General features: G+C 55.2%; 18 protein-coding genes and 1 other annotated feature. Of the genes, 16 read left to right on the top strand and 2 right to left on the bottom strand.

Annotated features, from left to right (window positions below; genetic code table 11):
- The first annotated feature begins 4 nt into the window (after positions 1-4).
- The 9 genes from KQI26_RS12860 (at position 5) to tyrS (ending at position 9178) form a co-directional block, all read left to right on the top strand.
- The gene (locus tag KQI26_RS12860; protein WP_216504722.1) at positions 5-298 is read left to right on the top strand and encodes a hypothetical protein; all 294 of its coding nucleotides are present in this window, start codon (positions 5-7) and stop codon (positions 296-298) included.
- Positions 299-375: 77 nt separating this feature from the next.
- Positions 376-2013, top strand: a complete 1638-nt coding sequence (locus KQI26_RS12855; protein ID WP_253292843.1) for a recombinase family protein — start codon at positions 376-378, stop codon at positions 2011-2013.
- Positions 2010-2171, top strand: coding sequence for a hypothetical protein (locus tag KQI26_RS12850; protein WP_216504720.1), 162 nt, complete (start codon positions 2010-2012; stop codon positions 2169-2171). Before KQI26_RS12855 ends, KQI26_RS12850 begins: the two co-directional genes overlap by 4 nt.
- A 62-nt stretch (positions 2172-2233) precedes the next feature.
- On the top strand, positions 2234-2917 hold the full coding sequence (locus KQI26_RS12845) for a response regulator transcription factor (RefSeq protein WP_118426007.1): 684 nt from the start codon (positions 2234-2236) through the stop codon (positions 2915-2917).
- On the top strand, positions 2917-3810 hold the full coding sequence (locus KQI26_RS12840) for a sensor histidine kinase (RefSeq protein ID WP_371744159.1): 894 nt from the start codon (positions 2917-2919) through the stop codon (positions 3808-3810). The genes KQI26_RS12845 and KQI26_RS12840 overlap by 1 nt, the downstream gene beginning before the upstream one ends.
- Before the next feature lie 109 nt (positions 3811-3919).
- Positions 3920-4588 carry an ABC transporter ATP-binding protein gene (locus tag KQI26_RS12835; RefSeq protein WP_216504718.1) on the top strand — a complete coding sequence of 223 codons (669 nt, stop codon included), beginning with the start codon at positions 3920-3922 and terminating at the stop codon, positions 4586-4588.
- A 12-nt stretch (positions 4589-4600) separates the two neighbouring features.
- Positions 4601-7258: an ABC transporter permease gene (locus KQI26_RS12830; RefSeq protein ID WP_216504717.1), complete on the top strand. Its 2658-nt coding sequence runs from the start codon at positions 4601-4603 to the stop codon at positions 7256-7258.
- Positions 7259-7388: 130 nt separating this feature from the next.
- A complete protein-coding gene (locus KQI26_RS12825) occupies positions 7389-7622 on the top strand; it encodes a cupin domain-containing protein (RefSeq protein WP_216504736.1) in 234 nt (77 codons plus the stop codon).
- A gap of 33 nt (positions 7623-7655) precedes the next feature.
- Positions 7656-7896: a binding site (T-box leader), on the top strand.
- Between the two features lie 55 nt (positions 7897-7951).
- On the top strand, positions 7952-9178 hold the full coding sequence (gene tyrS, locus KQI26_RS12820; RefSeq protein ID WP_216504716.1) for a tyrosine--tRNA ligase: 1227 nt from the start codon (positions 7952-7954) through the stop codon (positions 9176-9178).
- A gap of 44 nt (positions 9179-9222) precedes the next feature.
- Here tyrS and queA read toward each other — a convergent pair whose 3' ends face one another.
- Positions 9223-10248, bottom strand: coding sequence for a tRNA preQ1(34) S-adenosylmethionine ribosyltransferase-isomerase QueA (queA, locus tag KQI26_RS12815; RefSeq protein WP_216504715.1), 1026 nt, complete (start codon positions 10246-10248; stop codon positions 9223-9225).
- A 5-nt stretch (positions 10249-10253) separates the two neighbouring features.
- Entirely contained in the window at positions 10254-11942 is a 1689-nt protein-coding gene (locus KQI26_RS12810; protein ID WP_216504714.1) for a SpoIID/LytB domain-containing protein, read from the bottom strand.
- Between the two features lie 165 nt (positions 11943-12107).
- Here KQI26_RS12810 and KQI26_RS12805 point away from each other — a divergent pair, with 165 nt between their 5' ends.
- The 7 genes from KQI26_RS12805 (at position 12108) to KQI26_RS12775 (ending at position 19179) form a co-directional block, all read left to right on the top strand.
- Positions 12108-13706 (top strand): MBL fold metallo-hydrolase RNA specificity domain-containing protein, encoded by a 1599-nt coding sequence (locus tag KQI26_RS12805; protein ID WP_216504713.1) that lies wholly within the window; start codon positions 12108-12110, stop codon positions 13704-13706.
- Positions 13707-13710: 4 nt separating this feature from the next.
- A complete protein-coding gene (locus tag KQI26_RS12800; RefSeq protein ID WP_216504712.1) occupies positions 13711-14625 on the top strand; it encodes a nucleoside kinase in 915 nt (304 codons plus the stop codon).
- A gap of 90 nt (positions 14626-14715) precedes the next feature.
- Positions 14716-15963: a M20 family metallopeptidase gene (locus tag KQI26_RS12795; RefSeq protein ID WP_216504711.1), complete on the top strand. Its 1248-nt coding sequence runs from the start codon at positions 14716-14718 to the stop codon at positions 15961-15963.
- 65 nt (positions 15964-16028) lie between these two features.
- Positions 16029-17237, top strand: a complete 1209-nt coding sequence (locus KQI26_RS12790; RefSeq protein WP_177614483.1) for a DNA recombination protein RmuC — start codon at positions 16029-16031, stop codon at positions 17235-17237.
- Positions 17230-18360 (top strand): tRNA guanosine(34) transglycosylase Tgt, encoded by a 1131-nt coding sequence (gene tgt, locus KQI26_RS12785; RefSeq protein ID WP_216504710.1) that lies wholly within the window; start codon positions 17230-17232, stop codon positions 18358-18360. Before KQI26_RS12790 ends, tgt begins: the two co-directional genes overlap by 8 nt.
- Before the next feature lie 90 nt (positions 18361-18450).
- Entirely contained in the window at positions 18451-18723 is a 273-nt protein-coding gene (gene yajC, locus KQI26_RS12780; RefSeq protein ID WP_118748450.1) for a preprotein translocase subunit YajC, read from the top strand.
- A 66-nt stretch (positions 18724-18789) separates the two neighbouring features.
- Positions 18790-19179 (top strand): hypothetical protein, encoded by a 390-nt coding sequence (locus tag KQI26_RS12775; RefSeq protein ID WP_216504709.1) that lies wholly within the window; start codon positions 18790-18792, stop codon positions 19177-19179.
- Positions 19180-19332: the final 153 nt, after the last annotated feature.

Genomic DNA, 19332 nt, shown 5'->3' with positions numbered 1-19332 from the left:
ACTTATGGAACAGAAAATGCAATTTGAACATCAACTCGACCCGGAGGGATATTATTTCTCCGAGTCGGAGTCTCTGCCGTCTGAAAGAACTGAGCGCAGATTCTTTTGGGGTGAGGACGGCCACATCCATGTAAAGAACCTATCCGCTTTCTGGATTCCCCAACTGACCGTTACCGAGGTCATCCACGGCACGACCTACGTTGTCACAGGCAGCTATGAGGGGACAGAAAACTTTGTCCGCAAGCTGGAACGTATCACATCCAGAAAGTTTGCAGAAAAGCTGGAGGATTCAGAATGACAAACACCCAGAATCTTGGTACAATAGAGCCAACCAATCCTGTACTGACAGTTGCTCCACCAAAGGAGGATACAGAAATGTACGGAGCAACAGATAAAATTACTGCCCTTTATTGCCGACTGTCTCAGGAGGATGACCGGGCTGGCGAATCCCTGTCCATTGAAAATCAGAAGGCCATGCTTCTTCAATATGCCAGGGAGCATCACTTCCCCAACCCCACGTTTTTCGTGGATGACGGTGTAAGCGGTGTGACCTACGACCGCCCCGGCTTTCAGGCCATGCTGGCCGAAATCGAGGCGGGGCGCGTGGCCGTGGCGATCACAAAGGACCTTTCCAGACTGGGCCGCAACTCCGCACTGACGGGGCTTTATACTAACTTCACCTTTCCGCAGAACGGTGTCCGCTTCATTGCCATCAATGACAACTACGACACCATTGACCCCAACCGGGTGGACAACGATTTTGCGGGCATCAAAAACTGGTTCAACGAGTTCTATGCCCGGGACACCAGCCGCAAGATCAGGGCCGTCCAGAAAGCCAAGGGTGAGCGAGGCGTACCCCTGACCACCAATGTGCCCTATGGCTATGTAAAGGACCCGGAGAATCCCCGCCGCTGGGTGGTTGACCCGGTAGCCGCCGATGTAGTGAAGCGTATCTTCAACCTGTGCATGGAGGGCCGTGGTCCCATGCAGATCGCCAACCAACTGAAAGCGGACAAGGTGCTGACACCCAGCGCATACAGGGCCTTGCAGGGAATCAAGACCCCGAACAAGAAACCGGAGGACCCCTACGACTGGCACAGCAGTACCGTTGTGGCGATTCTGGAACGGCGGGAGTACACGGGCTGTACGGTGAATTTCAAGACCTATACCAACTCCATCTGGGACAAGAAACAGCGGGACAATCCCCTTGAGAAGCAGGCCATCTTCCCCAATACCCATGAGGCCATCATCGAGGAAGCCGTGTTTGAGAAGGTACAGCAGGTTCGCCAGCAGCGGCATCGCAAGACCCGCACAGGCCGAAGCAGCATCTTTTCCGGGCTGGTGTACTGTGCAGACTGCGGCGAGAAGCTGTATTACGGGGCGACCAACAACTACCGACCGGAGGGCGCGTTCTTTGACTGTTCTCTCCATTGGAAGCACAAGGACAAGTGCGGTACTCATTACATCCGGGAAGCCGTACTCAGCCATCTGGTCCTGAAACACATTCAGGCTGTGACAGGCTACATTCTGCGGCATGAGGCACATTTCCGCACGGTAATGGAAGAACAGCTCCGGCTGGAAAGCAGTGAGCAGATCCGCATCCGTAAAAAGCGGCTGGAACAGAACGAAAACCGCATCGCTGAGCTGAAACGGCTGTTCATCAGGATTTACGAGGACAACGCCAGCGGGCGGTTGAGTGATGAACGCTTCGATATGCTGAGCCTGACCTATGACGCGGAGCAGAAGCAGTTGGAGGCCGAGTGCATTACCTTGCGGCAGGAAATTGAAGTACAGGAACGACAGAATGAAAACATTGAGAAGTTTATTCATACGGCGCACAAGTATGTGGGCATTGACGAACTGGACGGCTATGCTCTGCGGGAGCTGGTGTCCGCCATCTATGTGGACGCACCGGACAAATCCAGTGGAAAACGGGTGCAGCACATCCACATCCAGTACGACGGGCTGGGCTTCATCCCGCTGAATGAGCTGATGAAAGAGGAAACGGCGTGACCGAAGTCACGCCGCAACCCTTGAAAACTCAAGGTTTTCACAATTGTTTGATTTTACTGTTTTACGACCACCCGGCTAAAGCTGGCGTTCTTTTTTATTATCCGCATAAGGGAGCAATGGCCTGTGCTTGCCTTCAGGAGAAAAGGATTGTAAAATAAGGGCTAACAGTGTTCTTTTTTACCCAAAAGATTGGGTGCCAAGCGCAACAGGGGGCAGTTGGATGAAGCATATTTTTCTTCTGGAAGATGATGAAACTTTGGCCCGGGGCATTGCCATGGCGCTGGAAGGGCCGGAGCGCACCGTGCAGGGAGCGGGCACTTTGCAGCAGGCGGAAATATGCCTGATGGAAAAGCGTTTTGATTTGTTGATTTTGGATTTGAACTTGCCCGATGGCAATGGACTGACCTTATTGCGGCAGCTGCGGCAGCGAGGCGATGCTGTTCCGGTGATTCTTCTCACCGCCAACGATTTGGAACTGGATGAGGTCACCGGTCTGGAGGCCGGGGCCGACGATTATATCACCAAGCCCTTTTCCTTGGCAGTGCTTCGGGCCCGGGTGAATGCCCAGCTGCGTCGGGGAACGCCTCCGGCGGCCGGTGCTTTGGTGCTGGGGCCTTTTGTTTTCAATTTTGACCGGATGGAGTTCCATTGTCATGGCAAAGCGGTGGAACTGAGCAAAACCGAACAGAAGCTATTGCGGGTGTTGGTGGAAAACCGGGGCCACACCATGCCCCGCGCTTTGCTGGTGGATCGGGTATGGACGGATGGAGCGGAATTTGTAGAAGAAAACGCTCTGTCTGTTACAGTAAAAAGGCTGCGGGGGAAGCTGGAGGAAGATCCCTCTAAGCCGGAATACCTGAAAACCGTTTACGGCATCGGTTACACATGGGCGGTGGGGCCATGATGGAAAGCTTGGGTTTTATTGCTCTATGTCTGGCCGGGGGACTGATCCTTTGGAATCGCTGGCAAACAAAACACACCATGCAGCGGTTGGATGAAATGCTCACCTCGGCCATGAATGGGAATTTCACGGAAAAAGTCTTTGATGAAAGCCGTCTGTCTGCGCTGGAAAGCCGGTTGAGCCGGTATCTGTCAGCCAGCTCCCTGTCTGCCCGAAAAATACAGGAGCAAAAGGATCAGATCAGTGCATTGATCTCGGATATTTCCCACCAAACCAAAACACCGGTTGCCAATCTTTTGCTGTATACCCAGCTGCTTTTGGAACAGCCTCTTACTCCGCAAGGCCAGGACTGCGCCCAGGCGATTTCTGCGCAGACGATGAAATTGCAAAGCCTGATCGAGGCCTTGGTAAAGACTTCTCGCCTGGAAACAGGAATTCTGGCGCTTCACCCGGAAACAGGAGAGATCCAGGCAATGGTGAACCGGGCCGTGGACCAATACAGGCCAAAGGCGCAAGAAAAGGGGATTGTGTTTGAAACAGGCCCTTTCGAGGGGACGGCTGTTTTTGATGCCAAATGGACGGAGGAAGCGCTGTGCAACCTGCTGGATAATGCGGTGAAATACACCTGTTCTGGGGGAAAAATACAGGTGAAAACGGAAAATTATGAAATGTTTTCCGCTATTTCCGTAACCGATACCGGTCCGGGCATTTCGGAAACAGAGCAGGCCGAAATCTTCGGCCGGTTTTACCGGAGCCCCAGCGTTTACCAACAGGAGGGCCTGGGGATCGGGCTTTATCTGGCCCGGCAGATCAGCCAGGCCCAGGGCGGGTATATCAAAGTGAAAAGTGCGCCGGGGCAGGGAAGTACCTTTTTTCTCTTTCTCCCCCGTCCATAAAAAGATTCTTTCAAAACTGTTATATTCTCGAAAGTGTGAGGAAAGATTTCAGGAGTAAAGTCTGTATTGCCGAAAGGCGGTACAGACTTTTCCTTTGGAGGACACCGATATGAGTATTTTGCAGACAAAAGACCTGAAGAAATATTATGGTTCAGGGGATACCCAGGTCAAGGCGCTGGACGGAGTGGATCTTTCCGTGGAGCAAGGGGAGTTTGTGGCCATTGTGGGGACCTCTGGCTCGGGAAAATCCACTTTGCTCCATATGCTGGGCGGGCTGGATCGTCCCACTTCCGGCTCTGTTACGGTGGACGGAAAGGATATTTTCTCTTTGAAAGATGAAGGACTTACCATTTTCCGTCGGCGGAAAATCGGTTTTGTCTTCCAGGCTTATAACCTGGTGCCGGTGCTCAGCGTGTGGGAGAACATTGTTCTTCCCATTCAGTTGGATGGAAGAAAAGTGGATCGTGAGTATGTGCGGGAAGTCATTAGCATATTGGGACTGGAGAAGAAACTGAAAAACCTTCCCAATCAGCTCTCCGGCGGACAGCAGCAACGGGTGGCGATCGCCCGGGCCATGGCCACAAAACCCGCCATATTATTGGCCGACGAACCCACCGGCAACCTGGACAGCAAGACAAGCCAGGATGTGCTCAGTCTGATGAAAGTGACAGGGCAGAAATTTGCTCAGACCATGGTGATGATCACCCACAACGAAGAAATTGCACAAATGGCCCATCGCATCGTCCGCATTGAGGATGGGCGCATTGTCACACGGTGAGGAGGTGTCCAGATGAAAGTTTCCAATCAAGGCTGCATTCGCCGTCTGAGTCTGCGCTTTCTTCTGGCCAGCCGGACGCGGAACATCGTGGCTGTCCTGGCCATCGCATTGACAGCTGTGCTTTTCACCTCGCTTTTCACCATTGCACTGTCCATCAACGAAGGAATACAAGAAAATGCCTTCCGTCAGGCCGGGGGATGGGCCCATGGCACCTTTAAGAGCCTGAGCAAAGAACAGTTTGATGCGTTGAAAGGCGATCCCCTGATAAAGGAATGGGGCGTACGCCGATTTTTGGGAATGCCCGAGGAGGCGCCCTTTCACAAATCCCATGTGGAAATCAGCTATTGTGACGAAAAAGAAGCGCATTTTATATATTGTGACCCGGTGGAAGGCCGGCTGCCCAAGGAAAACACCAACGAGGCCGCCACAGATACCCGTGTTTTGAAGCTCTTGGGGATCACACCAAAGGTGGGAGAGCAGTTCACTGTCACTTTTTTGGTGGATGGCCACGAAACCACCCAGACCTTTACATTGTGCGGATGGTGGGAGTACGATGAGGCCATCACAGCGAGCCATATTTTGATTCCGGAAAGCCGGGTAGAGGCCGTTTTGCAGGAAACGGGCGTCACACCCCCGGGGGAGGACCAGTTGACCGGCGGATATTCCCTGGATGTGATACTGAAAAACGGCTCCCGCTCCATCGAATCCGACATGGTGAAGATCCTGGAAGACCATGGTTATGAAAAAGGGCAGCGTGGCCAGGGAGGAAACCGGATTGCCATCGGCGTCAACTGGGGTTATACTGGCGCTCAGCTTTCCAGCAAACTGGACCCGACGACGGCCGTGGTTTTGGTGGCCATGCTGATTCTTATTCTGCTCACCGGTTATCTCATCATCTATAATGTGTTTCAGATTTCTGTGGCAGGGGATATCCACTTTTACGGTTTACTGAAAACCATTGGCACCACGCCCCGGCAGCTGCGTCGGATCATCCGAATCCAAGCGCTGATCCTTTCGTTGATGGGCATTCCCATCGGTCTGGTGCTGGGCTGGCTTCTGGGAGGGGTTCTCACCCCGCTGGTGGCGGCCCGCCTCAACGGAGTCACTGAAATGGTATCGGTCAGCCCGGTTCTTTTTGCAGCATCGGCCGCCTTTGCTTTGGTGACCGTTTTCATCTCTTGCAGGCGCCCGGGAAAGGTGGCGGGAAGGGTCTCGCCGGTGGAAGCGGTGCGTTATACCGAAGGAAAAGTTTCCCGCAGTAAGGAGAAAAAAGAAGATGGGAAGGTATCCCTGTTGTCCATGGCCTGGGCCAATCTGGGGCGCAATCGGGGAAAAACCGCTGTGACCATGCTTTCTTTGGCTTTGGCGGTGGTGCTTCTCACCATGACGGTCACCTTTGCCGGAAGCTTTGATATGGAAAAATTCATTTCCGGATTTACTGCCAGTGATTTCATTGTGGCGGACGGGGGAAAATTCCAATCCACGGATAGCTTCAGTGAGGAAACGGCCGTGCCGGAAGAGGTGATCGATGTCATTGATGCCCAGGGAGGCATTACAGAGAGCGGCAGAATCTATGGCAAAGTGACCCCCGTTGAGGAATTTGTCACCGAAGATTATTACCGTTCGGTTCAGAGCCAGTGGAACTCTCAGGAGCAGATCGATTCCATGATCGGTTATATGGAGCGAACCCCGGAGGGGCTTTTGGCAGACAGGGCCCAGCTTTATGGCATGGAGTCTTTTGCTCTGGACCATTTGACTGTGCTGGAAGGCGATCTTTCCGCTCTCAGTCAGCCGGATAGTTACGCCATGGCCGCAGTCTATCCGGAAGACGACTATGGGAAAGCAGAGGAGAACAGCCACTGGGCCAAGCTGGGAGACAAAGTGACTTTGCGGTATGTGGAGCGATATGAGTATTATGATCCCATTACCGGCCAGGTCTACGAGAAGTTAGAGGATGTTCCCAACGAGGTAAATTGCATTGCGCGGGCAGTAGAATACCGGGATGTGGAATATACGGTGACCGCCTTGGTGACCGTTCCCAATGCGTTCAGCTATCGCTATTTTGGCGCAGATGAGTTTGTTCTGGGAGCAGATGCCTTTGTCCGTGATACCGGTACCCGCTGTGTGATGTACTATGCTTTCGATACGACGAAAAAGTCCAATGCATCCATGGAGAGTTTTCTTCAGGATTACACGGAAAACCAAAATCCTCAGTTGGATTATGAGAGCAAAAGCACCTATGCCGGGGAATTTGAAAATGTGCGCCGGATGTTTTTGATCCTGGGCGGGGCCTTGAGTTTTGTGGTGGGGCTGGTGGGTGTATTGAACTTCTTCAATGCCATTCTCACTGGGATTGCAGCTCGCCGGCGGGAGCTGGCGGTGCTCCAGTCCATCGGCATGACCACCCGGCAAATGCAGATCTTGCTGTCTTTGGAAGGACTGCTGTATACGCTGGGGGCCGCCGTTTTGGCAACGGTGCTGGTGCTCATTGCTGTGCCCTTCTTGAGCAGAACCTTAAACCATATGCTGTGGTTTTTCACCTATCGTTTTACGGTTTGGCCTATTTTGATGATTTTGCCGCTGTTTGCGGTGATGGGTGCGGCGATTCCTCTGTTCAGTGGCCGGGCGGCCCGGCGCCGTTCCGTGGTGGACCGTCTGCGGCAGGAATAAAAGTCAACAAGCCTTTGGGAGTCTGTCTTGGGCAGGCTCTCAAAGGCTGTTTTTTCCATTTGTACAATTCTGCTCATTGGTGTAAAATAAAGATGCTGCGCCAGCTTTCCGAGCTTTCGGTGGGGTTTTTATCCCAGGCGGAGCGAGGTCTGGCGGCCATCAGCCTCAATTAGAATATTTATATGTTATCGAAGGGGTGCTCCATGCTTGGATCGATGAACAGGAATATACCCTGTATCCCGGCGACAGCATGTGGATTTCTTCCAACTGTAAGCATAAATGGCAGAACAACACTTCCCAGATGGTGAAGATCTTTTCCGTGGGCATCCGGCTGGAGCATCCGCCGGAACAGGCCGATGGTTGACAAACGGGGAAAAACAGGATAAAATAAGCTCTATCAAATGCGATGATCGGAAAAAGTAGCAGGAGCGCTTGGCTGCAGAGAGGCCGTGGTTGGTGGAAACGGCTGCAAGGATCTTGTGAAATACCTCCGTGAGCGGGACCCCAAAACCCACGAAGGGGAGTAGGCGGTCACAGGTGCGCCTGTTACAGCGCAGGAGTGTGTTTGCACTCGTGGAGGCGTCTTTCCGCAAGGGGGACGCAAATAGAGGTGGTACCGCGGATTTTTCGCCCTCTGCTTATTTTTGGCAGAGGGCGTTTTTGCGTTCCTGCCCCCATAGGAGGAATGAATCAATGACAGTGTATGAGGAACTGAAAGCCCGAGGCCTTGTGGCCCAGGTGACAAACGAAGAAGAGATCTCCAAGATGATCAACGAAGGCAAAGCGGTGTTTTACATCGGCTTTGACTGCACAGCCGACAGCCTGACCGCCGGTCATTTCATGGCCCTGACCCTGATGAAGCGGCTGCAGATGGCGGGCAACCGGCCCATCGCCCTCATCGGCGGCGGCACTACCATGATCGGCGACCCCTCCGGCCGCACCGATATGCGGAAGATGCTCACCAAGGAAGACATCGATTACAACGCCCAGTGCTTCAAGCGCCAGATGGAGAAATTCATCGAGTTCGGCGAAGGCAAGGCCAAGATGCTCAACAACGCCGATTGGCTGCTGAAACTGAATTATGTGGAGCTTCTGCGGGAAGTGGGCGCCTGCTTCTCGGTGAACAATATGCTGCGGGCCAAGTGCTATGAGCAGCGGATGGAAAAGGGTCTGTCCTTCCTGGAATTCAACTACATGATCATGCAGTCTTATGACTTCTATCATCTGTTCCAGCACGAGGGCTGCAATATGCAGTTTGGTGGCGACGACCAGTGGAGCAATATGCTGGGCGGCACCGAGCTGATCCGCAAAAAGCTGGGCAAGGATGCCCACGCCATGACCATCACTCTGCTCACCGACTCCCAGGGCAACAAGATGGGCAAGACCGCTGGCAACGCCGTGTGGCTGGACCCCAACAAGACATCGCCCTACGAGTTCTACCAGTACTGGCGGAATGTGGAGGATGCCGATGTGCTCAAGTGCATCCGGATGCTCACCTTCCTGCCCCTGGAGCAGATCCAGGAGATGGACAGCTGGGAAGGCGCACAGCTGAACCAGGCCAAGGAGATTCTGGCCTTCGAACTGACCCGGATGGTTCATGGGGAAGAGGAAGCCCAGAAGGCCCAGGAAGCCTCCCGTGGTCTCTTTGCCGGCGGGGGCGACACCAGCAACATGCCTTCTACCACACTGACATCTGCCGATTTGCAGGGTGGCGCCATCGGCCTGCTGGATCTGATGGTCAAGTGCGGCCTGACGCCTTCCAAGGGCGAGGCCCGGCGTCTGATCACCCAGGGCGGCGTGCTGGTGAAAGGGGTAAAGGTCACCGATCCCACCGTGCGTTTTACCGCCCAGGATCTTGCTCAGGAGTTTATCATCAAAAAGGGCAAAAAGGTCTTCCATCTGGTGCAGATGGGAGAATAACAGACAAAAAAAGAAGCCCCAAAAGGGCTTCTTTTTTTATGCGTTCAGCAGATGAACATGGCATCGCCAAAGCTGAAGAACCGGTATTTTTCCTCCACGGCCTGGCGATAGGCATTGAGAATGTTTTCCCGACCGGCCAGAGCGGAAACCAGCATCACCAGAGTGCTCTCCGGCAGATGGAAATTGGTGATGAGGGCGTCCAGCCCTTTGAAGGTATAGCCGGGATAGATGAAAATATCGGTGTTGCCTTCCCCGGGGTGCGTTACATGGTTTTCATCGGTGACGGTTTCCAGAGTACGGCAGGAAGTGGTGCCCACGGCGATGACCCGGTGTCCCGATTGCCGGGCCTGGTTGATGATTTCCGCCGACTGGGGGGTGATGAAATACTGTTCCGAATGCATCACATGGTCGGTGATCTCCTCTTCTTTCACCGGGCGGAAGGTGCCCAGGCCCACATGGAGAGTGACGGGGGCAAAGACCACGCCTTTTTCCCGGATGCGCTCCATCAGCTCCGGGGTGAAGTGGAGCCCGGCCGTGGGAGCGGCAGCGGAACCAGGTTCCCGGCAATAGACCGTCTGATACCGGTCCGGGTCGGAAAGGTGCTCTTTGATGTAGTGGGGCAGGGGCATTTCTCCCAGTTCCTCCAGAATTTCCAGGAAGATGCCTTCATAGCGGAAGGAGATGATCCGGTTGCCCGTTTCCAGCACTTTGTCGATGGTGGCGGTGAGCCGGCCGTCGCCAAAGGTGATGTTGGCCCCTTCTTTCAGCCGGCGGCCGGGATAGACGATGCACTCCCAGCGGCTGTCTCCCAGGTCTTTCAGAAGCAGCACTTCCACGGCGCCGCCGGTGCCGGTTTTTTGCCCATAGAGCCGGGCCGGGATGACTTTGGTGTCATTGATCACCAGACAGTCGCCCTCCTGGAGATAATCGATGATGTCATAAAAATGCTTGTGCTGCACCTGGCCGGTCTTTTTGTCCAGCACCATCAGCCGGGAGGTGTCCCGCTTTTCCAGGGGAGTCTGGGCGATCAGTTCTTCGGGAAGGTCGTAATAAAAATCACTTTTTTTCATAATTCTTATGCAGCAGGTCCTACCTGCACTCCTGTAAAATAAAATTTGATGATATCCTCATAGGAAAATCCCGCATTGGCCATGCCGTTGGCGCCCCACTGGCTCAGACCGATGTGATGGCCGTTGCCCGTGCCGGTGACGGTGTAGGTGCCGCTGTTGGCCTTGGCCTTCTGTGTGGCGGGGATGGAAACCGTGCCGGAACCGGTGATGGCGGACAGACTGCTGGAGGACACCGAACCGACGATCCCACCGGAGCCGATGGCATACATTCCCGACAGGGAAGAGAAGGGCTGGCCGTTGATGGTGAAGCCGCCCACATTGCCGCCGCCAGAGCCGGAACCGCCGGAAATGGTATAGCGGTGACTGAGGATGGAAACGCCATAGGCCGAGCTATTGAGAATGGAGCGGGCGCTGGATTTGGAAAAGACCAGGTCCTTACCGCTGTCCTGCTCCACCGTCAGGCCATCCACATTGCCGTGGGAGGTGGTGTGGCTCACATACACATTGGTCACATTGCCCACCGAATACCCCTTGCTGCGCAGAATGGCGGCCACCGTTTCATTGGTGAAAGCGGCGCTCCAGTTGACGGGGTTTTTAAGATAGGTGTCCTCCACGCCCCGGAGATAGGGAACATAGGAAGTCCAGATGTTCTCCACATCTTCGGTGGAGCCGCCGCTGGAAGCGTGGTAATAGGCCTGGGCGATCTGGCCGCCGTAAAGGATATACTGGCCATAAACGGCATCCACGGCGCTGTCCGAATTGGCGTTGGCGGCGTTGGTGCCCTGGTAGACCTGGCAGTCGGTGGAATTGCACAGGTCAAAGCCTTGGGAAGAATGCTTGCCCAGACTGTTCATGGAGTAGGACTTAGTGCACAGGGCCTGGGCCTTCAGGGCTTCCGCAGGCCAGGAGGCGCTCATTTCATAAGGGATGACCCCTTTGACATAATCGGTCAGTCCCACCACATTGATGACCGTCAGGTCATTGCCCTGCATCCGTTTGTATTCAAAAGCGCCGCAGTATTTGAAGCCCTTGAACCAGGTCTGGGTCTTGGCGGCCCCCATGGGCTGGATGCCCAGATAGTTCCCGCCGCTGTCCAGTTCAAACAGGATGGTGTTGGTGCCGGTTTTGGTGACGGTATAGCAGCTTTCGCTGTATCCGCACACACTCACCGCCCCGGCCTGGGCCGAAACGGCGCGTTGGGCCGCCTGGGCCTCCGAAGTGGAGGAATACTGGCCGATGCGCACCACATAGCTGCCGTTTACATAGGCAGGGAAGGCTCCCAGAGAGGAAAGGGACTGGGCAAAATTTTGGGCTTGCGATGCCGAAGAGAAGGTGCGGCTGGTTTGCAGGTGATAGGGCCGGATGACGGTATGATAGGAGGCCGGGGCCACATCATAATAGTCCTTTTTTTCATTGATATACAGCTGCTTGTCCTTGACCACGGTGATCTCCACTGTGGAGGTCTCCAGCAGGGAGACGAATTGATCCCCGGAAAAATACCCCAACCGGTAGCCGCTTCCGCAGCCGGTCACATTCTGCAAATTGGCGGCAGGCAAGCCATTGGAGCCATAATACAGGCCGATGCGCAAAATGGGGTCGGCGGCTGTGGCCCGGGCCGGCGGGGCGGGCAGCCAGGAAACCAGCAGGAGCGCGGCCAAAAATAAGGAAAGAATGGATTTTTTTCGTTTGTTCATGTGTTTTTCTCCCTATACGCTAGCGAAACATACAAAGAAATTATACCGCAAATCCTTTTTCGATTCAACCACTGCCAGCACTTGCTGAAAAGTGGCTTATTTTGTATAATAAAAGAAAGGAATGCAGACCGATTCGCTCTTTGAACAGAGACAAGGAGAAACCATATGAAATTGACTTTTATCGGCGCTGCTCATGAAGTCACCGGCAGTTGCAGTCTGCTGGAGGTGAATGGGCAGAATGTGCTCATCGACTATGGCATGGAACAGGGACAGGACACCTATGTGAACATCGGCCTGCCCATTGCTCCCGGCCAGGTGGATATGGTGATCCTCACCCATGCCCACATCGATCACGCCGGACTTTTGCCCCTTTTGTACCGCCAGGGCTTCCGGGGAAAGGTCCATGCCACCACGGCCACTTGCCAGCTGTGCGACATCATGCTGCGGGACAGCGCCCATATTCAGATGTTCGAAGCGGAATGGCGCAACCGGAAAGCCCGCCGCTCCGGCGGGGAAGGGTATGTGCCTTTGTATGAAATGGAGGACGCCGAAGGGGTGCTGGAGCTGTTCTGTCCCCATCCCTATGGCAGCCGGTTCACTGCGGCCCCGGGGGTGGATGTGCGTTTTGTGGACGCCGGGCACCTGCTGGGCTCCTCCAGCATTGAGCTGTGGCTCACCGAAGAGGAACAGGAGCGGAAAATCGTCTTTTCCGGGGACATTGGCAACACCGGCAAACCCATTCTCAACGATCCCCAGTACATTCTCCAGGCCGATTATGTGGTGATGGAATCCACCTACGGCGACCGGAGCCATGGGGAAAAGCCCGATTATATCACCGCTTTGACCCAGGTGCTCCAGGAGACCTTTGACCGGGGCGGCAGCGTGGTCATTCCCTCCTTTGCGGTGGGGCGCACCCAGGAGCTTTTATATTTTCTCCACAAGATCCGCCGGGATGGATTGATCCGGGGCCACGCTGATTTCCCCGTCTATCTGGACAGCCCCCTGGCCATCGAGGCCACCCACATCTACCGGGAGAATATGCTGGGCAATTTTGACGAAGAAGCCATGGAAATGGTGCATCGGGGAGAAAATCCCCTGACTTTTCCCGGCCTGATCACTACGGTGACGGCGGAAGAATCCAAAGCCATCAATTTTGATGAGCGGTGCAAGGTGATTTTGTCGGCCAGCGGAATGTGTGAAGCCGGGCGCATCCGCCACCATCTGAAGCACAATCTGTGGCGGCGGGAAAACACCATCCTGTTTGTGGGCTATCAGGCCAAAAACACCTTGGGCCGGGCGCTGTTTGACGGAGCCAAACGGGTGCGGCTGTTCGGGGAGGACATCCAGGTGAACGCCCACATCAAAAGCCTGGCGGGCATCAGCGGCCATGCCGATGTGGACGGCCTGATCCGCTGGCTTCAGTATTTTTCTCCCAAGCCCCGGCTGGTGTTTGTCCAGCATGGGGAAGCCCAGGTGTGTGAGCAGTTTGCCGAGCGGCTGCGCACCCAGCTGCACTATGCCGCCGAAGCGCCATACAGCGGCTCCAGTTATGATCTTCTGAACGGGGCCTGGGCCCATCTCCATCCGCCGGTGCTGGTGCCGGTGCGCCGGGGCAAGCAAAAGCCCTCCCCGGCCATGGCACGGCTCAAGGCCGCTTTGCAGCGGCTCACCGATCTGGTGGAACAGAGCCAGGGAAGAGCCAACAAGGATCTGGCCCGTCTGGCCGATCGTATCCAGGAACTTTGCGACAAATGGGAGAAATAAACCGATGAATATCACTTTTTATTCCATGGAAAAATTGCGCCGGCAGCTGGAAGAAAACCAGGAGGAGTTTATCGCTTTCTGTGAAGAGAAAAGCCGGGAAAAGCCCCGCAAGTTGGCCCGGCAGCTGGCAAAGCACAAAGGACAGCCGGTGGTGCTTCTCTGCGGGCCCTCCGGTTCGGGCAAGACCACCACGGCCAGCCGTCTGGCGGGGGAGCTGCACGCACTGGGCTTTCCGGCCCGGGCCATCTCCATGGACCATTACTTTCTGCCGGCCATCAACCCCGATGTGCCCCGGGACACAAACGGGGAGATCGATTTTGAATCCCCCCACCGGCTGGATATCCCTTTGCTTTCCAAACAGATGGAGGATATTTTCGCCTGTCGTCCCACCTATGTGCCTTATTATGATTTTCCTACCCAAAGCCGCAAGCCGGGGTTTTTGTTCCAGCGTCAGCCCGATGAGTTTGTGATCTTTGAAGGCATTCATGCGTTGAACCCTCTGGTCACCGGGGCCGCTTTGGATTTTTCCAGCCGGATCTATATCAGCGTGCGCACCCGTCTGCGTTTTGAAAACGGGGAGTGTCTCCATCCCTCTCACATCCGGCTGATGCGCCGTCTGCTGCGGGACAGCCGCTGCCGGGGCCGCAGCTTTTTGGAGACCATGGACCTTCTGCCTTCGGTGACGGCCGGGGAGGAAGATCATATCCTGCCCTTCAAGCGCTTTGCCGATTATGAGCTGGATTCCTTTATGCCCTATGAAGGAGCGGTCTATGCCGGCTTGCTTACAGGGGAAAATTTGCCCCAGCATCGTCTCACCGGAAAGCTCCGGCGGTTTTTGGAATTTCTGCCATCGCTTTCCCAGGAGAATGTGCCTGGCGATTCCCTTTTGCGGGAATTTATCGGCGAGATAGAGGAATGATTTTTTCTCCGGCCTCTTTTATGAGGGAGCGGGATGTGCTATAATCAGATTGTTGCGGCCCTTTGGCCGCCAGAAAGGATGAGCGTTTTTATGCAGCAACATGAAATTTGGAAGATCATCGATGAGAGGCAGGAGGACCTGATCCGCTTTTGTCAGGATATCATTCGCATCCCTTCGGAAAACCCTCCCGGCGATGTGGAGGATGTGACGAAGTTTATCTGCGATTTCCTGGATACATACCATATTCCCTATGAGATTGTCCGCCCGGTGCCTGGATGCCCCAACATTCTGGCCACCTTCGGCAAAAAAGGGGGCAAACGGGTGGTGTTCAACGGCCACTGCGATGTGGTGCCCGCCGGAGACGAGAGCAAATGGGATTTCCCGCCCTATTCCGGGGAGATCAAAGACGGCCGTATTCTGGGAAGAGGCACTTCCGATATGAAGTGCGGTCTGGCTTCTTCCCTCTTTGCCATTGCTATGCTGGCCCAGCACAACGCCGAGCTCAGCGGTGAGATCCTGTATACCATCGTGCCCGATGAGGAGACCGGTGGATACCATGGCACCCAGTGGCTCTTTGAGCATGGATACATCAAGGGGGACTGGGGCATCGTGCCCGAACCCACCGGTTTTGACAACATCGAGGTGGGGCAGAAGGGCAACCTGGGCATTCATCTGACCCTCACCGGCCGCAGCGCTCACGGGAGCCTGGCTCCCTATGTGGGCCAAAGCGCCGTGGAGGATATGATGGAACTGTGCCAGGCCCTGAAGGAGCTGCGGGAGATCCATGGCAGCTACGATGGAGAGATCGCCCAGGTGATGGAGGTGTCCAAGCAGGCCATCCGGGATATCCAGAAGGCGCCCGGGGTGGACAACTGCATGGATCATGTGACGGTGAACTTCGGCGTCATCCAGGGCGGTACCAAGTACAACATGGTGGCCGACAGCTGCCAGGCGGACATCGACTGCCGGGTGCCCATCGGCGTAGATGGCGAGCAGGTGCAGAAGAAGGTGGCCGAGATCATTGAGCGCTTGGGTCTCACCGATCGGTGCAAAGTAGAGTACCGGGGCGGCCGCACTGGAAACTACTGCTCCATCAATGACCCCATCGTCCTTTCGGCCCGGCGGTGTGCCAAGGAGCTGATGGACATCGATCTGATCGCCGCTTACCAATGGGCCAGCAGCGACACCCGGTATTTCCGGGAAGCGGGGATCTCCACCATCCAGTATGGCCCCTCCAATGCCGAAGGCATCCATACCTATAATGAGACGGTGGATGTGAAAGATGTGGTCTCGGCCTGCAAGATGTACGCCGGTATGATCCTGGATCTGATCGGCTAAGAAAGCAATGCCAAAAAGCGCCGGAAAGGCGCTTTTTTGGTGAAGAGGCAAAGAAAGGGGCAAAGATGGAATTTTTCGCTCTTTTGATTGCGGCATTTCTGCTGCTTGCAATGCTTGTTCTGCTGGTGTTTCAGCAAAAAAAACTGGGCGATCTGGCCCGGCAGCTGGAGAGCCGGAAGGAAAATGAGGAGCTGGCCGCCCTGCGGGCCCAGATGGAGGCTTTGCTTTCTTCCCAGTCCCGCGCTCTGGGAGAGCAGCTGAACATCCTGCGGCAGCAGCAGGTGGAGCAGGGAATGCAGACCGAGCAAAAGCTGGAAAACCTGCGGCGCACTCTCAGTTATTCTCTGGATCAGGTGCAGCGGCAGAACCAGCGTCAGCTGGATGAGATCCGCTCCACCGTGGACGAAAAACTCCAGACCACCCTGGAGAAAAAGCTGAACGATTCCTTTGCCATCGTCAGCCAGCGTCTGGAACAGGTCTACAAGGGCCTGGGAGAAATGCAGACCCTGGCCGTGGGGGTGGGGGATCTGAAAAAAGTGCTGAGCAATGTGAAGACCCGGGGCACGCTGGGAGAATTGCAGCTGGGGGCCATTCTGGAGCAGATCCTGGCGCCGGAGCAATACGCCCGGAATGTGTGCACCAAAAAGGGAAGCGCCGCTGTGGTGGAATTTGCCATCAAACTGCCGGGAGACGGAGAAAAGCCGGTGTGGCTGCCGGTGGATTCCAAATACCCGGGGGATGCCTATGAGCAGCTGCTGGATGCCTATGACACGGGAGATGCCCAGCAGGTGGAGCAGGCCCGGCGGGTGCTGCGGGACCGGCTGCGCAGCTTTGCAAAAGACATCCATGACAAGTACATCGATCCCCCGAACACCACCGACTTTGCTCTGATGTTCCTGCCGGTGGAAGGGCTGTACGCCGAAGCGGTGCGCCTGGGCATGATCGAGCAGCTGCAAAAAGAGTTCAAAGTCAATCTGGCCGGGCCAACCACCACCGCCGCTTTGCTCAACAGTTTGCAGCTGGGCTTCCGCACTCTGGCGGTGCAGAAGCGCTCGGCAGAAGTGTGGAAGGTGCTGGGCGCGGTGAAGAGCGAATTTTCTAAATTCGCTCTGGTGCTGGAAGGGGCCCAGAAGCGGCTGAACCAGGCCAACGAAGAGCTGGACAAGCTGGTGGGTGTGCGCACCCGGCAGATCCAGCGCACATTGCGGGAAGTGGAATTGCCCGCCGAAAGCCAGGAAGAATTCTTATCCATTGAAGGAGAAGGCCATGTTTAAAGTAATCAAGCAGGAGGGGCGGGCCCGTCGGGGCGAATTTACCTGTCCTCATGGCACCGTCCAGACCCCTGTTTTTATGAATGTGGGCACCCAGGCCGCCATCAAAGGCGGGCTGTCTGCCAAGGACCTGCGGGATATCGGCTGCCAGGTGGAGCTGTCCAACACCTACCATCTTCATGTGCGTCCCGGGGATGATGTGATCCGTCAGATGGGAGGACTGCACAAATTCATGCGGTGGGATGGCCCCATCCTCACAGACAGCGGCGGGTTCCAGGTTTTCTCCCTGGCCGGACTGCGGAAGATCACCGAAGAGGGGGTGCGCTTTGCCGCTCACACCGATGGTCACCGGATCTTTATGGGCCCGGAAGAGAGCATGCATATCCAGTGGAATCTGGGCAGCGACATTGCCATGGCCTTTGATGAGTGCATCGAAAACCCGGCCCCCTATGACTATGTGAAGGCCTCCATCGCCCGCACCGTCCGCTGGCTGGAGCGGTGCAAAAAGGAGCTGCACCGGCTCCAGCAGCAGGAGGACACCATCAACCCCGGCCAGGTGCTCTTCGGCATCAACCAGGGCGGCACTTATACCGATCTGCGCATTGAGCACATGAAGCAGATTGCTCAGCTGGATCTGCCGGGCTATGCCATCGGCGGCCTGGCCGTAGGGGAGCCCACCGAAGTGATGTACGAGATCATCGAGCAGCTGGACCCCCATATGCCGGCGGACAAGCCCCGGTATCTCATGGGAGTGGGTACGCCCTCCAACATCATCGAAGGGGTAGCCCGGGGCGTGGACTTTTTCGACTGCGTCATGCCCGCCCGCAATGCCCGTCACGGACATCTGTTCACTTCCCAGGGTATCATCAACATCAAAAACGCCAAGTACCAGCTGGACGACGGCCCCATCGATCCTCAGTGCCAGTGCCCGGTGTGCCAGGGGTATTCCCGGGCCTATCTGCGCCATCTGTTCAAAGCGGAAGAGATGCTGGCCATGCGCTTTGCCGTCACCCACAACCTCTATTTCTATAACCACCTGATGCAGCAGATCCGGGATGCGCTGGATCAGGGGAATTTTGAAGCTTTCCGGCGGGAAAACAGCGAAAAACTGGGAAAACGCATCTAAGGCTTCGGCGAAACAGGGATTGGGGCTTGTCACCGGAGAAAAAATGCGGTATACTTTTACTACTGTCTATCATCAGGAGGATACCGAACTATGGAATGGACCGCCTATATCTGGATCGTAGCCACCTTTGCAATTTTCTATCTTTTGCTGATCCGTCCCCAGCAGAAGCGGGAGAAAAAAGAGCGGATCATGCGCAATTCCCTGGAGGCCGGGGATCATATCGTCACCATCGGCGGCATCGTGGGCAAGATCATCTCGGTGAAAGAGGATGAGATCGTCATCGAAACCGGCGCGGATCGCACCAAGCTCACCATGAAAAAATGGTGCGTGCAGGCCAAAGAGAACGGCGAGGAAAAGGAGTAAAAACCGTACTGAAAAAAGGATCTCCCTCATAAAGATACTGTGTATCTTGATGGGGGAGGTTTTTTTATGCCGGAAGACAAGAAAAAAGAAAACAAAGGTGTGCAGGCCATCGTCCATTTGTTCACTGCCGCCGGAGGGGGGATCCTGTGCGTCATCGCCCTGTTGTGGATCATGGCCTTTTCCCTTTATTCCGGGGTGATTCCGGCGGGATATCTGTCTCTTTGTCCCTATCTGGCCGTAGGCCTGGGAGGAATTCTGTGCGGTCTGCTTTCCGTCCGCTTTCCCAAAAGACTGTATGGCGCCCTGGGCAGCGCTGCATTGATGGTGCTGTTTTTCGCCTTGGTGGGGATGCTTCTGCCCAGCGCAGCCTTCCATTTGCCAAGCGGAGCTTTGGTGCTGGTCATCGCCCTTTTTTGCTCTGCTTTGAGCAGCGTGATTCTGTCCCTTTTCCGTTGATCGAAATGAAAAACAAGGCCCGCCGCAAGGAAGCTGAAGTGATAAAATAATGGTAGACACAAAAGTGCCTACCATTATTTTTATGCTATTATAGACATGGAGGTGGCAATATGGCTGGTAAATACACGATGCGAAGCAAAGAAGAAAAGTTAG

It is taken from the genome of Intestinimonas sp. MSJ-38 (assembly GCF_018917925.1).
Lineage (GTDB): Bacteria > Bacillota > Clostridia > Oscillospirales > Butyricicoccaceae > Pseudobutyricicoccus.
The sequence above is the reverse complement of the archived record's forward strand: the minus strand, read 5'-3'. Positions and strand labels throughout refer to the sequence as shown.

Coding starts and splice junctions, on each gene's coding strand:
- KQI26_RS12860 (WP_216504722.1), top strand. CDS start 5: ATGGAACAGAAAATGCAATTTGAACATCAACTCGACCCGGAGGGATAT.
- KQI26_RS12855 (WP_253292843.1), top strand. CDS start 376: ATGTACGGAGCAACAGATAAAATTACTGCCCTTTATTGCCGACTGTCT.
- KQI26_RS12845 (WP_118426007.1), top strand. CDS start 2,234: ATGAAGCATATTTTTCTTCTGGAAGATGATGAAACTTTGGCCCGGGGC.
- KQI26_RS12840 (WP_371744159.1), top strand. CDS start 2,917: ATGGAAAGCTTGGGTTTTATTGCTCTATGTCTGGCCGGGGGACTGATC.
- KQI26_RS12835 (WP_216504718.1), top strand. CDS start 3,920: ATGAGTATTTTGCAGACAAAAGACCTGAAGAAATATTATGGTTCAGGG.
- KQI26_RS12830 (WP_216504717.1), top strand. CDS start 4,601: ATGAAAGTTTCCAATCAAGGCTGCATTCGCCGTCTGAGTCTGCGCTTT.
- tyrS (WP_216504716.1), top strand. CDS start 7,952: ATGACAGTGTATGAGGAACTGAAAGCCCGAGGCCTTGTGGCCCAGGTG.
- queA (WP_216504715.1), bottom strand. CDS start 10,248: ATGAAAAAAAGTGATTTTTATTACGACCTTCCCGAAGAACTGATCGCC.
- KQI26_RS12810 (WP_216504714.1), bottom strand. CDS start 11,942: ATGAACAAACGAAAAAAATCCATTCTTTCCTTATTTTTGGCCGCGCTC.
- KQI26_RS12805 (WP_216504713.1), top strand. CDS start 12,108: ATGAAATTGACTTTTATCGGCGCTGCTCATGAAGTCACCGGCAGTTGC.
- KQI26_RS12800 (WP_216504712.1), top strand. CDS start 13,711: ATGAATATCACTTTTTATTCCATGGAAAAATTGCGCCGGCAGCTGGAA.
- KQI26_RS12795 (WP_216504711.1), top strand. CDS start 14,716: ATGCAGCAACATGAAATTTGGAAGATCATCGATGAGAGGCAGGAGGAC.
- KQI26_RS12790 (WP_177614483.1), top strand. CDS start 16,029: ATGGAATTTTTCGCTCTTTTGATTGCGGCATTTCTGCTGCTTGCAATG.
- tgt (WP_216504710.1), top strand. CDS start 17,230: ATGTTTAAAGTAATCAAGCAGGAGGGGCGGGCCCGTCGGGGCGAATTT.
- yajC (WP_118748450.1), top strand. CDS start 18,451: ATGGAATGGACCGCCTATATCTGGATCGTAGCCACCTTTGCAATTTTC.
- KQI26_RS12775 (WP_216504709.1), top strand. CDS start 18,790: ATGCCGGAAGACAAGAAAAAAGAAAACAAAGGTGTGCAGGCCATCGTC.